Annotated in this window: 11 protein-coding genes, 1 tRNA gene and 1 pseudogene; 9 read left to right on the forward strand and 4 right to left on the reverse strand. The window is 43.5% G+C overall.

Translation table 11 applies throughout. The features are described from left to right. Positions 1-110 precede the first annotated feature (110 nt). The 6 genes and pseudogenes from CLV31_RS19100 to CLV31_RS19125 form a co-directional block, all read left to right on the forward strand. A pseudogene (locus tag CLV31_RS19100) lies at positions 111-329 on the forward strand (GIY-YIG nuclease family protein); the annotation flags it as partial. Then, positions 315-381: transfer RNA gene (locus tag CLV31_RS19105), tRNA-Ala, on the forward strand. The pseudogene CLV31_RS19100 and the gene CLV31_RS19105, both read left to right, overlap by 15 nt. A gap of 43 nt (positions 382-424) precedes the next feature. Further along, positions 425-676 (forward strand): GIY-YIG nuclease family protein, encoded by a 252-nt coding sequence (locus CLV31_RS19110; RefSeq protein WP_111394689.1) that lies wholly within the window; start codon positions 425-427, stop codon positions 674-676. A gap of 673 nt (positions 677-1,349) precedes the next feature. Then, positions 1,350-2,762, forward strand: coding sequence for a PKD domain-containing protein (locus tag CLV31_RS19115; RefSeq protein WP_111394690.1), 1,413 nt, complete (start codon positions 1,350-1,352; stop codon positions 2,760-2,762). Positions 2,763-2,833: 71 nt separating this feature from the next. Then, the gene (locus CLV31_RS19120; protein ID WP_111394691.1) at positions 2,834-3,253 is read left to right on the forward strand and encodes a hypothetical protein; all 420 of its coding nucleotides are present in this window, start codon (positions 2,834-2,836) and stop codon (positions 3,251-3,253) included. Positions 3,254-3,507: 254 nt separating this feature from the next. Next, complete coding sequence (locus CLV31_RS19125) at positions 3,508-4,353, forward strand: Cof-type HAD-IIB family hydrolase (protein ID WP_111394692.1); 846 nt, start codon at positions 3,508-3,510, stop codon at positions 4,351-4,353. 22 nt (positions 4,354-4,375) lie between these two features. Here CLV31_RS19125 and ccsA (CLV31_RS19130) read toward each other — a convergent pair whose 3' ends face one another. The 4 genes from ccsA (CLV31_RS19130) to ccsA (CLV31_RS19145) are packed head-to-tail and all read right to left on the reverse strand — an operon-like array spanning position 4,376 to position 8,273. Continuing rightward, complete coding sequence (gene ccsA, locus CLV31_RS19130) at positions 4,376-6,895, reverse strand: cytochrome c biogenesis protein CcsA (protein ID WP_111394693.1); 2,520 nt, start codon at positions 6,893-6,895, stop codon at positions 4,376-4,378. 28 nt (positions 6,896-6,923) lie between these two features. Continuing rightward, on the reverse strand, positions 6,924-7,340 hold the full coding sequence (locus tag CLV31_RS19135; protein ID WP_111394694.1) for a cytochrome c maturation protein CcmE domain-containing protein: 417 nt from the start codon (positions 7,338-7,340) through the stop codon (positions 6,924-6,926). Between the two features lie 9 nt (positions 7,341-7,349). Next, positions 7,350-7,595: a CcmD family protein gene (locus CLV31_RS19140; RefSeq protein ID WP_181452670.1), complete on the reverse strand. Its 246-nt coding sequence runs from the start codon at positions 7,593-7,595 to the stop codon at positions 7,350-7,352. 3 nt (positions 7,596-7,598) lie between these two features. After that, positions 7,599-8,273: a cytochrome c biogenesis protein CcsA gene (gene ccsA, locus CLV31_RS19145; RefSeq protein ID WP_111394695.1), complete on the reverse strand. Its 675-nt coding sequence runs from the start codon at positions 8,271-8,273 to the stop codon at positions 7,599-7,601. A gap of 194 nt (positions 8,274-8,467) precedes the next feature. Here ccsA (CLV31_RS19145) and rlmN point away from each other — a divergent pair, with 194 nt between their 5' ends. From rlmN to CLV31_RS19160, 3 genes are all read left to right on the forward strand, one after another. Next, positions 8,468-9,532: a 23S rRNA (adenine(2503)-C(2))-methyltransferase RlmN gene (gene rlmN / locus CLV31_RS19150; protein ID WP_111394696.1), complete on the forward strand. Its 1,065-nt coding sequence runs from the start codon at positions 8,468-8,470 to the stop codon at positions 9,530-9,532. A gap of 78 nt (positions 9,533-9,610) precedes the next feature. After that, entirely contained in the window at positions 9,611-12,280 is a 2,670-nt protein-coding gene (locus CLV31_RS19155) for a TonB-dependent receptor plug domain-containing protein (RefSeq protein ID WP_111394697.1), read from the forward strand. A 48-nt stretch (positions 12,281-12,328) separates the two neighbouring features. After that, positions 12,329-12,799, forward strand: coding sequence for a poly(ADP-ribose) polymerase family protein (locus tag CLV31_RS19160; protein WP_111394698.1), 471 nt, complete (start codon positions 12,329-12,331; stop codon positions 12,797-12,799). Positions 12,800-13,048: the final 249 nt, after the last annotated feature.

Below are 13,048 nucleotides of genomic sequence, written 5' to 3' on the forward strand. Positions count from 1 at the left end.
GGCAAAACCAAACTGAGGTAATCCTTTTCTTCCAATTCTTTTTTTTAACAAAGAAACCACATTGACCTAAATCCCCCAACTTTTAGGACTGATCCCTTTTTAGCTCTAAAACCAATAAATTCTACATTGGGTCTACTGACAACCTTAATAGTAGATTAAATCATCATAATTCTGGTGCTACTCCTTCCACTAAGTCGGGCGCTCCTTTTTGGGAAATAAAATACCACGAAATTCATCCTGACCGATCAGAGGCACTCAAAAGAGAACTTGAAATCAAAAAGAAAAAGAGCAAAAGATATATCGAATGGTTGATCAGCTCTGTTGGCTAGAGCGTCCCGCTAGCTAGCGGGAAGGTCATCGGTTCGAATCCGTTATCCTCCACTTTAGGCTTGCAGAAAATGCAGGCCTCTTTTATTTTTCAAACATGTACTACGTTTACATACTTTTTAGCTCTAAAACCAATAAATTCTACATTGGGTCTACTGACAACCTTAATAGTAGATTAAATCATCATAATTCTGGTGCTACTCCTTCCACTAAGTCGGGCGCTCCTTTTTGGGAAATAAAATACCACGAAATTCATCCTGACCGATCAGAGGCACTCAAAAGAGAACTTGAAATCAAAAAGAAAAAGAGCAAAAGATATATCGAATGGTTGATCAGCTCTGTTGGCTAGAGCGTCCCTCAGACTTTTAGTAACACTCCAGATTTTTAGAAGATCTTTTCTGTCTTCCTATCGATCCTTTACCATTTGCCCATTGAATTCCTCCCCTCAGGCCAATTTGAAATTCCCAGATTGCTACTAAACAAAGATTTTGATTAATTGGCCAACGGAGCAAGTTTGGCATCTCGATCAGAAATGTTTTTTTTAAGAAACTCCATCAATTTTATCCTTTTTATTTTCGTTTTCAACTCTTTTTCCTCCAGCTTTTTGATCAACATTCCGATTTTTTATTGATTCGATCATTTACATTTTGGAGCACTTTATACAGATTATATACGCTCTTTTTAGATACACACAAATAAACACCAATAGTCACTAATTATCTGTATTTCAAAATTTTACCAAACCTAAATAGGAATGACTCTTTAATTACATATTGATACAAATCAGCTTGTTATTTCAATCCATTTTATAAATTTATCCTCAGTTTGGACTCTAGATATAAAGGAAATAAAACGTGGAATTATTTAGTAAAATAAGACCTCTTATATTAATTGCTATATTATATATAGCAACTGCATTTCCCTCTATACTTTTTGCACAATGCCCACAGAACAACTTCACAGTTACAGGCTTCCAGCTTCGGGACGCTAACGGAAATTTATTCAGTGTCACAGATAATTATGTGCTAGGTCAGCCCGTCACAGGAGAGCTTTGGGTAAATTTTGGCGGTTCGACCACCAATGGATACAACATGTTGATGTACTATGATGTGTTTGTAAATGGAACAAGAACTCAGGACGATGCCTATAATTGTCTCTTTTCAGGTGTTCAAGTAGTCCAAAATGTATGGGTCAAGGTCAGGAACTTCACTTGGAACTGGGGAGATATCATTGAAATCAGAGATATCTTCATGTACTGGGAAACCGGCACAGTAAAAGCAAATACCACCTGCACGGTCAGTACAAAAAGCAATATCAATTCCCAATGTTATAGCAACCCTTCGGGATTTACCGCAGCTGTCCCCTTATTTCCAAAATTCGATTTTGCCTCCAATGGCATTTGCAATACCACCATCCAATTTACCAGTCAAACCATAGGTGGGACACCGCCATTTAACTACACCTATTCCTGGGATTTCAACAATGATGGGGTCATGGATTCTAATCTGGCCAATCCGGTTTATAATTTTCCAAGTTCAGGCACGTACCCGATTCGCCTTACTGTCAACGATGGCACGTCCATCACCATGATCACCAAAGACATCTTTATCGATCCCAATTTTGGGATTCAAGTCAGTATTTTTCCAACCAAAATAAATGACAATTCGGGAATCATCTATGTCCAAAGTGTCACAGGTGGAACTCCTCCTTATTCATACTATTGGACAGGACCCAATGGATTCACCAGCACCAACAGGGATATTTTCAATCTTGCCGACGGGCTCTACCGTTTGACAGTCACCGATGCAAACGGATGTACCCAAACCGTCGAGTATGTAATGGATATTGCCTCTGTCTTGCAGATAGAGTGGAAATCCCTTGAGGTCAAAGAGATGGGATCTAAAATCGCGGTGAACTGGGAATTAAATTCGGAAAAAGAGGGAAGCCGGTATGAGATTGAAAGGAGCTTTAAAGACGCTTTCAATTTTTCCAAAATAGGAGAACTAACTTCCTCTCGATCCTCCCAGGCACCGGTAAATTATACCTTTTCAGACGAAACGTTCCCGGTTTTTGAAACCATCCTTTATTACCGTGTTGTCCTTCATCAGGAACAATCGATCAGCTACAGTCCGGTCAGGATGATTCAAAGAAATGGAGCAAATCCACTGAAAGGAAATTGGGCTGCCTACCCCAACCCCAGTAGGGATGGCAGAATTCAACTTAAACTTATTTCCGAAAACTTGAATTCAGACGAAAAAGTCCAGGTACAGGCTATAAATGGGGGTAGTTTTTTTAAAACAGTTGAACTTACCATGGGACATGACGGTGTATTGTCTGTAGATCAGGTAATCGGATCACTCCCACCGGGATTGACCCTTCTACGAGTGCAATGGAGAAACCAGTCTGAAACCATAAAAGTGATTAGGTCAGATTAGAAAAACACCTTCTTAAACGCTTCAAAACTCCGATTCTTAGTAACTTGAGCCAGCCCTGATTTGCCTGACTTATGAAAAGAATCTTATTCCTGCTTCCTGTATTTTTTCTCTTTAGCCAATGTTCCTGCAAGCCTGAAGAGCTTTTTAAATTGGCTTTTACCGGATTAGAAAGTTTGATGGGAGAAGGTTTCTTGCCCTCCGAAGAAATTAGGAATTTGGGCAATTTTCAGGGCATGAGTGTCCAACTTGGGCAATCCTCAGTAGATGGAATCACTGAAGCTGTAATTTTTCTGAGGTTGGAGAATGGTGATCCGGCAAAACTCTCCGGTCAGCGGGAAATTTTGGCAAGAAAATGTGCGGAACTTTACCTGAAAGACTTCGAAAAGGCCATGGATTATCAAAAAATCACCATTCAATTCATCCAGACTGACCCGAATGATCCACAGAATATGGCGCTGGAGGAATACACCTTTGAGGTAAGCGATTTTTGAGTTGACTTTTTTCTAATCTGCCTATCCGCTTTTTACCAGAAAGCTTAGGTAGCATAAGGAATTTCTCGAAAAGGTTGAAATCTGGAATCCTTCGGTCACTTGTACAGAGCTTCTCGAAGTATCGGTCGCCTGTGCTGAGCGTTGTCGAGGCATCCGACTCATAAATCAAAGCGTATTTGACTGGCGGTGCCATTGCGGATAATCATATTTTCTAAATATACCTTCTACTTTTACACTGAAAAATTTTCACTCCCATGACTTTCAAAGCGATTTGCTCAGACGTAGATGGCACACTGCTCAATTCCGACCGTGATCTTTCTCCACGCCTGAAAAACCTTATCCAATCTTTATCCCCTCAAATCCCGGTCATTTTGGCGAGTTCGAGAATGCCTGATGCGATGAGGCACCTTCTAACGGACCTAGGCAGGCCTTTCGAACCAATGGTCGCCTACAATGGTGGGTTGGTCTTGGATGAAAAGGGTCAAATACTGGATTCTGTAACCATCCCTTTGGAATTGGTAAAAACCATCATCGATTGGACTGCCAAAACAGAAATCCACGTGAGCCTATTTCACGGAGAAAACTGGTACGAGTCCAAGGAAGACTATTGGTCTAAACGTGAGATTCAAAACACCAAAGTCAATCCCACATGGATGAAAAGGGAGGAAATCATGGAATTGTGGTCAAGAGAAAATCTGGGAGCCCACAAGGTCATGGTCATGGGGGATTCAAATGAAATCAGCTGGCTCTTTGGAGAACTGCATTTACATCATGGGAGTGACCTCCATCTTTACCGGTCCAAAGACACTTACATTGAGATTGCTCCAAGAAAAATTTCCAAAGCCACAGGTCTTGAGGTATTGCTGAAAGCGAAATTTGATTTCGGAATCCAAGAGGTCATCGCCTTCGGGGACAATTACAATGACATTGATCTGCTACAGAAAGCCGGCTGGGGAGTGGCCGTAGCCAATGCCAGACCAGAAGTAAAAGCAGTCGCCAATGAAATCACCCTACATCACAAGGAAGATGGAGTGGCAGAAACACTTGAGCGCTTTTTTTGGCAAAAAAAACAGAGCCCTGAATTTCTTCAAGGCTCTTAGAAGTTTCTGATCGGCTGGAGGACTACTCCATTCCTTTATCCCGCATTTTGGCAAACTCGTCAAACCTACGGAAAATCGCCACAGTAAAACCAATCAGCATGATAATGGTCCCTACCCACAGTACATTGATGTAGGGTTTTACGATGGCTTTCATCACTACATAGTCTTTCTGGTACTGGTTTACTTTGAAAACAAACTTGTTTTGCTCGGGAAGAATATTTTCTAAGCTCACTTTTAGACCAAGCTCGGTGTCAATGACCGGAAGTTTGCCCACCTGATTGTTTCGGATGATAAAGGTTGGCTCAAGCAATTTTTCTACATCGTAGTCCAGAACACGAAGCTTTGCTTTGACAGCAATATCCCCTTCCTGCAAGGTATAGCCTTCAATTTCTTTGAGTACTTCTGCTCCATCAAAATAGGTCACAAAATCTGCAATGTGAAACTGCTCCCCAGGGGCCACCTCATAGTTTTCATCGGCCTTCCAGTCGGGATCGGCATAGTCATTCATTGCCGCCACATACGTGTAAAGATCCCGATTGAGGTAAATTTTGGAGTCAGGAGATGAAATCAATCCACCCATGCTTTGGTTAAACTGTGACATCGGAGCCAGCGAAAACTTAAGGGCTTCATTTTGATAATAGTCAATTTGGAAATAATCGTTTTCTTCCAAAACCAACTTTACTACATCCCCTTTTTTGAAATAATCCTTGTAATCTGCCAAAGCCAAAGCCTCATTCACATTGCCGGTAGATTCTAAAAGCTTTGCCGGAACATATTCTGGCACTCCCACCACCTTCTTTTGCCGACCTCTATAGATTACTGTATAATCTTTCATCTGCGTAGGCTTATTGATCCAAAGCAGCACATGCTCTTTGTTCATTTCATCCTCCCAGCTGTTGCTGTAGGTGAGCCCGGACATATTGATCGAAATCACATCAGAGTAGCCCGAACTGAACATAATGCCGATCAGAATCATCCCAAGACCAATGTGGGCTAAGGAGCCTCCGGCCAGTTTGAAGGTGGACTTTTTCAGTAATCTTGCCAAAATCACCGAATTGGCCACGATGGTAAACATCCCAGCCAAAACGATAATGATATATTTCCAGTCATACACTTTTGCCAATACAATCACCACTGCAGAGAGCAAAACGGATATGATGTAAGGGGTAATTAAGGCCTCTTTGAGGGCTTTTTTATCCATCTTTTGCCACCAGAAAAACTGACCCACCGCCGTAAGCAAAGCAATGACTACGGCAAACCAAAGCTGAAATTTGGTATAAAATTCCACCTGATCAGCGGGAGGTGCCATGTTGGAAATTCCTCCGAAGCTCTCGACCAGGGCATTCCAGGCCGGAATGGATGTGGGGAGGATCACCTGAAAAGACATCAATCCCAAGGTCACTGCACCCAAGAAAATCCAAAACTCACGGGAATAAACGGAGGCTTCTTTTTCGGAAGAAGGAATGTGCTTCCATGCCCTTGCGGCCAGGAAAATAGCAATCCCCATGAAAAACAGCATGTACAACAACAGCTGACCAGAAAGCCCAAGATCGGTAAAGGAGTGTACCGAAGCATCTCCAAGCACACCCGAACGAACCAAAAAAGTGGCATACAGCACCAAAATAAAGCTCAGAATTACCAATACTATCGAAGTCTTCAGAGCCGTAGCGCTTTTCTTAAAGGTAATCATGGTATGGATCGATGCTACCAGGATCAACCAAGGCACATAAACCGCATTTTCTACCGGGTCCCAGTTCCAATAACCACCAAAGTTCAGCGTCACATAGGCCCAATAAGCCCCCATGATGATTCCCATACCCAGAATCATGGCTGAAAAAATCGCCCATGGCAAGGCCGGACGAATCCACTCGGCGTACTTTTTGGTCACCAGTCCTCCCATCAGAAAAGCAAAAGGAACCAAGGTCGAAGCATATCCCAAAAACAAGGTAGGAGGGTGAATCACCATCCAGATGTTTTGCAAAAGAGGATTGAGGCCTGTGCCGTCTTCCGGCACAAAATCCGGATTTAGGTTAAATATGGGTGCTTGCGTAGCATCTCTCAGCAGAATAAATGGTGAACTGCCAATCTTCAAATCTCCGATAACCACTCCCATGATCATGGATACCAAAAACGCCTGCACCAAGGCAAATACGACCATGACAGGCGCTTCCCAATATTTATTGGTATGAATAAGGATCACCCCAAGGGCCACATTCCAAAATGCCCAAAGGATAAAAGCACCCTCCTGACCTTCCCAGAAGCTGGAAATCATGTAATGTACCGGAAGGGCTTTGGAACTGTGAGAGTACGCGTAAAAATATTCGTAACGATGATTGTAGATGATCTCAAAAAGAGACAATGCAATCATCGTGGTGGAAATCGCATGGATATAGAAACTGATTCTGCTAAATCTCCTCCAACTGGCCTTATCGATCTCGTTGGCTTGGAAATACCGGTAATAGGCAAATGCCGAAACCAGCGCACTGACAAAGGCCACGATAGTCATCAAATGGCCTAGATTACCCACAAAGGTATTGATCATGATTGTATACTTGGGATTTTACTCAACCTCACATTCCTGCTTCCTGCACCTCTGTTTCCTGATACTTGGAAGGACACTTCATCAGGATTTTATCTGCCACGAAAATCTCTTTATCACGGTATGAACCGATCACCACCACCTGTTCAGATCTCTGAAAATCTGCTGGTACAGGCTCATTATAAAACACTTTTTGCTCTGTTCCTTCATTGTCCACCAACAGGAAGGTAAACGAGGTTTTATCTTCCCTGACTTGGATCCCGGTCACTTGGCCTTCTCCGTCTTTTTTCAATTGACCTACTACGTGAATGGCTTTATCTTCTCCATCTTGCTTCATTTCCCATGCAGTACTGAAGCTTTCATAGCTACTGGCATCGCCGATGGAGGTCATGATGATTACGATTGCGACCGCGATGATCCCCAGTCCGATGATATGTCCTTTTTTCATACTCTGGATTTATTTAGTAGGAAGATTTTTTTCAAGCTTGCTGATCTTCCGATCAGTTTGGATCACATAGAGGGTGATCCCTGCGAAAACTATGGTAATGATACCGACCAGCACGTATATTTTCCCATCTCCTCGCATTCGGTCTGCCATTTCCACGGAATTATTAGCATAGTCTGCATCAGTCACGGGAATTTTCTCCTGAGCAAGTACACTCAGAGAAAACATCAAAAGGGCTATGGTAATTAGTTTTTTCATCAATCAAGAATTAATCAATCGGTCTTCAAGTACACGCTCTACCCTACGGATTCTTACCCGTACAGTTGCTATCCAAGTACCCAATAAGGTCCAGGCCAAGATGGCAGGGTAAAAAACCATCCTCAATTTGGAATCCAAATCATAAGCATTGAATCCGGGGTTTCCTCCATTTCCCGGGTGAAGGCTATCGGTCAATCGGGGCAACACAAAAATTAAAGGAATGAATGCGGCAAACGCAAAAATGTTGTAAACGGCCCCAATTCTTCCTCGCTGCTGCTGATCTGTAATGGAGCCTCGCAAAATCAAATAAGCGAAATACATCAAAAGACCTATCGCGGAAGCGTTTTGCTTGGGATCTCCACTCCAATAATCGCCCCAGGTAAATTTAGCCCAAAGCATCCCTGTCACGATGCCCAGTACCCCAAAAAGGATCGCTGCATTGGTGAATTCCAATGCCATGTCATCATGCTTGAGGTCATTGCTTCGCAAAAATTTGATGCTGTAGACCACCGCAACGACCAGCATCAGAATCATCCCAAACCACATGGTCACGTGAAAATGAAGAGCACGGATGGTCTCATTGAGGATAGGTAGACGCGGTACGTCCATCAACAATCCCGCAATCAAGGTGTACAATAAGAGTCCGATTGTCAGGATTTTCCACCAGGATTGGCGCATAGCTGAGATTTACATTTTCAAGCGCAAAAATAAGGCATAAGTTCCTGATTCCGCTTCTTTTTATGATAAAAGGAACGGGATATAGAGATAAAAAAAGTTCTTTTCGATTGCTTGATTCTTTTCGCACATGAACTACAAAAGGCCAATTTTTCGAATTTGAAATTTTTCAATTTTCCAATCCTTAACTTTGCCCCGTGGAAAATCAGAAAAAAGACATCCGTAAGTTGACTCTGGCAGAGCTGGAGGAGTTTTTTTTGGCTCATGGGGAAAAAAAATTCCGGGCCAAGCAAGTCTACGAATGGCTCTGGAATAAGTCGCTCAAGAATTTTGACGAGATGAGCAACATCTCCCTTTCCACCCGTGAACTGCTCAAATCACACTTTGCCATCAATCATATTCAGGTTGACTTGATGCAGCACAGCAGTGACGGCACCATCAAAAATGCAGTCAAGCTTTTCGATCATAAAATCGTGGAGTCGGTCCTCATTCCTACTACCAAGCGCATTACGGCGTGCGTTTCTTCGCAGGTAGGCTGTAGCTTAGACTGTAATTTTTGTGCCACGGCAAGACTGAAGCGGATGAGAAACCTCAATCCGGACGAAATTTATGACCAGGTAGTGGCCATCAAAGACGAGGCGGAAACGTATTTCCAGCGTCCGTTGACCAATATCGTGTTTATGGGAATGGGAGAGCCATTGCTCAACTACAACAACGTGATCGAGGCCATTGACAAAATCACTTCGCCGGAAGGACTCGGTATGGCTCCCCGAAGAATCACCTTGTCAACCGTCGGAATACCCAAAATGATCCGAAAGATGGCTGATGACGAGGTGAAATTTAACCTGGCTATTTCTCTTCACTCGGCGATCAATGAAACTCGCTCCAGACTGATGCCAATCAATGATTCCAATCCGCTGGAAGAACTCGGAGAAGCGTTGAAATATTGGTATCAAAAGACCAAGAGGAAAGTCACTTACGAATACGTGATCTGGGAAGGAATCAATGATGACGAACGACACGCCAAAGCCTTAGCCAAATTCTGCAAAATCATTCCTTCCAAAGTCAATATCATCCAATACAACCCCATCGATGAGGGAGAATTTCGTCAGGCCAAGCAAGAAGCTGTCGAAATGTATGTCCGGATTCTGGAATCTCAGGGCATTATTGCAAAAGTCAGAAAATCAAGGGGTCAGGATATCGACGCAGCCTGTGGACAACTTGCCAACAAAAATGAAGTGGCTCAACTCGCCACCGATTAACATTTTTTTATTTTGATCATATAGCAACCTTAGTTTAATTACGGAGTTTATAAACCTAGATTAAAAAAATATAAACTCATGAGAACAGCTTTTTTTGCGATCTGCTTTCTATTTTCTACTTCCATTTTTGCACAAAACGAATTACCTGAACGAATTCAAACCTATTTTGACAAATACCAGGAAGATTTCCCGGTCGAAAAAGCTTACCTCCATCTGGACAAATTCACCTACACCTTGGGCGAAGACCTTTGGTTCAGTGCCTATCTGGTAGCCGGGGGGACACAAGTCCCCTCTCCCTTGAGCAACACGCTGTATGTCGACTTCTTTGACGGAGAGGGATTGCTACTCACCCAAAAAATGATTCAGGTAGAGAATGGCCGTGGTGCAGGTGATTTTAAAATCCCAAGTTTCGCAAAAACCGGCATTTACCAGATCAAAGCCTATACTTCATGGATGAAAAACTTTGGGGAAGATTATTTTTTCACGCAGCGATTTGAAGTAATTGACGGTTTGGGTGGGTCGTTTCTTCCCAGAGTTGAATTCTTGGATCTCAGTGCTGCAGAAGGAAAAGTTCGATACCAAGTATCTCTTCAAGCTGTAAATTCCTCAGGAGATCCCCTTTCCAATAAAAATATTTTGGTCCAAGCAACGGGAGACGGAGAAGTCCTCTATTCTCAAGAATTGCAACTGAGCGCACAGGGAGAGGCGGAATTTATTTTTTCCATTCCGGCCGTAGCGCATGCCTCTCAAAGTCTGGAGCTGAGTTTTGAGGAAAATGAAGACTACGTGATCACCCAAAAAATCAGACTTCCTTATTCGCTTCAGCTTGCCGACATCCAGTTTTTACCTGAAGGAGGTCAATTGCTGATGGGGAAAAAGTCTAAACTTGCCTTTCGGGCAGTTGATCCCGACGGAACCCCCATAACTTTGACAGGCACTCTAGAAGGAGAAGAAGGGACCACTTTCAGTTCTAATTTTGCCGGATTGGGAAAGGTAGAAATCACGCCTTCTAAAGATTCTTACGTCGCCCTGATTCAGTCCACACTCTACGGCGAAAGCCGTAAGGTCGCTCTCCCAAAAGCAAGCAGCAAAGGATTGAATATCCAAGTCCAAAATCCGGAAGAAGGGGCCTTTCTTTCTGCCCTGGTACAGGGAAATGAAGTGGATGGAAATTTACTTTTGGTCTCTCATACCCGAGGCCTGATCAATTTTATGGTCCAAGGTAAACTTACCAACGGAGTATGGGGAGCAAGAATTCCGAAAAAAAACCTTCCCAGCGGAATCAACACCATTGCCGTTTTGGATGAGAAAGGCAAACCCCTTTTGGAGCGCTTGGTCTTTATCCAAAATGAGGACACCTTACAGTTGAACCTCAGCTCCTCATCCCAAATCACATCCAGAGGGAAAATCGATCTTTCCCTGGAATCTCTCTTTCAAAACAACCCAAATTCCGGTAGCTTCTCCATTGCGGTAGCAGATGTAGATCAAGTCCAGGATGAAAGCGAACTTTTTGGATCCATCTTTTCGCATCTGCTTTTGAGTTCGGACTTGAAAGGCGAAATCTATCGGCCAGGATACTACTTCCAACATCAAAATCCGGAAACCAAAGAAGCGTTGGATTTGGTCATGCTGACCCATGGTTGGAGTAGGTTTTCGTGGGAGGATATTTTTACAGAAAAATTCCCGGACCAAGGCTACTACATTGAGCAAGGCATCAGCATCAAGGGAAAAATAAAAGAACAATACCCGACTAGAAAAGGACTGGGAGGAGGTAAAATCAATGTCGTCATCGGAGAGGGAATAGAACTGCTCAGTACAGAATATGGTCCCGATGGCATGTTTCTCCTCACAGATCTTCAATATCAAGATTCTGTCACCGTCACCATCACAGCAGAGGACAGCAGGGCCAAAAACTTCATAGACTTGGAGCTGGAGGACCCAAAGCTGCTTTTTTCAAAATTGAAGGTGAAATATCCATTGGAAATTTCATGGCCGGAAGGATTAGTCTCCACAGTCAGAGAACGGTCACTCATGCAGCAGCTCAATGCTGATCCCAAAATCATTGATTTGGAAGAGGTCACCATAGGCGCCAAGACCCTTCAGGAAGAAAAAACCTCGAACAGAAAAATCTACGGATCCGGAGATGCCACGTTGAAGCCCGACGAAATCCCGGGAGGAAGTGGGTTTGTCAATATTTTCCAAATGATCCAGGGACGGGTAGCCGGAGTGAGGGTCAATTTGAATGGCTTCTCGGCAAGTGTGCAAATCCGAGGGGTAGGTTCAATCCAGGCAGGCACCGAACCCCTCTATCTTTTGGACAATATACCCGTGGATGCTGCCACTCTGGGTCAGGTCAGCCCCAGAGACGTGGAGAGCATTGAGGTATTTAAAGACCCTTCCCGTACAGCAATTTTCGGGTCACAAGGTGCCAATGGAGCTATTGCTGTCTATACCAAAACAGGAGCAGGATTGTCCAGCACCAGCGTGGGAGGAACGCTGGTCACCAAATATGGAGGGTATGCATTGCCACGGGAATTTTATTCCCCCAAATACGATGAAAAATCACCTGCCACCGCCGTGACTGACAAGCGGGCTACCTTATTCTGGAATCCTTTGATTTCCACCGATGCAAGCGGAAAAGCTTCAGTGGAGTTCTATAATTCAGATTCCGCGTCAAAGCACCTAGTGGTGATTGAAGGCATGGATAGTTTTGGAAGACTTGGCCGATTGGTCAAAGTCTTGGAATAATTTGCTTAACCGGGAGAACCCTCCTACCTTTTTCCAAAAAATAAACTCATGAAGAAATTTGCATTACTCCTCTTGCTTGGAATAGGTAGCCTTGGTTTAACTCAAGCTCAAAATCAGGGCGAATCGAGAATTCATGTTTTGGGACAATACGGACTACGGTTAAATGAACCCGGAATTGGTGCAGGTTGGGAGTATTTCTTTGCCGAAAAGTTCGGTTTTATGCCGAGTTATACGCGGATTTTCCCAAACGTGGGTAATGCAGGCAACTTCAGTGCAGATCTCCGGTATTACCTTTCTACCGGAAAATCCCAAGTGTATGCCATGGCGGGATACAGCCTGACCAGTGAAAACCCACAACCCGGATCTGCCGGAACGCGAAGAAACCAAAGCGGAGCAAATGTAGGGGTGGGGGCTGTCATTCCTTTGACAGAGTGGATAGGACTGAGCACGGAGTTTAAATTTCAGAGCCAAGGATTCCGACAACCGATCTTTCGATTTGGCTTTGCATTTCCGCTTTGATATAATCCCGAGTGCTGAAGATCTAAATTCTTGGCAAATTGGAGCAGTCCAGCCAAACTCATGATATGAACCATGACAACAGGTTATACTTGTAAAAAATGAGGGGAGTCGATTCCCCTTTTTTATTTTTCTGTTTATCCGCTTTCATACTAGTAGGCTTAGCCAGCTTATGAAATTTTTCAAAAAAGGCAGAAATCAAGAATCCTTCGGTCATCGGTCTTCCGACCCATTAACAAAGAGAATTTGGCT

It is taken from the genome of Algoriphagus aquaeductus, assembly GCF_003253485.1.
Classification (GTDB): Bacteria; Bacteroidota; Bacteroidia; order Cytophagales; family Cyclobacteriaceae; genus Algoriphagus; species Algoriphagus aquaeductus.

Bases quoted from the DNA above. Each gene is read 5' to 3' on its own strand.
- CLV31_RS19140 (WP_181452670.1), bottom strand. From the start codon at position 7,595: ATGAAAAAACTAATTACCATAGCCCTTTTGATGTTTTCTCTGAGTGTA.
- CLV31_RS19110 (WP_111394689.1), top strand. From the start codon at position 425: ATGTACTACGTTTACATACTTTTTAGCTCTAAAACCAATAAATTCTAC.
- ccsA (WP_111394693.1), bottom strand. From the start codon at position 6,895: ATGATCAATACCTTTGTGGGTAATCTAGGCCATTTGATGACTATCGTG.
- CLV31_RS19125 (WP_111394692.1), top strand. From the start codon at position 3,508: ATGACTTTCAAAGCGATTTGCTCAGACGTAGATGGCACACTGCTCAAT.
- CLV31_RS19160 (WP_111394698.1), top strand. From the start codon at position 12,329: ATGAAGAAATTTGCATTACTCCTCTTGCTTGGAATAGGTAGCCTTGGT.
- CLV31_RS19155 (WP_111394697.1), top strand. From the start codon at position 9,611: ATGAGAACAGCTTTTTTTGCGATCTGCTTTCTATTTTCTACTTCCATT.
- CLV31_RS19120 (WP_111394691.1), top strand. From the start codon at position 2,834: ATGAAAAGAATCTTATTCCTGCTTCCTGTATTTTTTCTCTTTAGCCAA.
- CLV31_RS19135 (WP_111394694.1), bottom strand. From the start codon at position 7,340: ATGAAAAAAGGACATATCATCGGACTGGGGATCATCGCGGTCGCAATC.
- ccsA (WP_111394695.1), bottom strand. From the start codon at position 8,273: ATGCGCCAATCCTGGTGGAAAATCCTGACAATCGGACTCTTATTGTAC.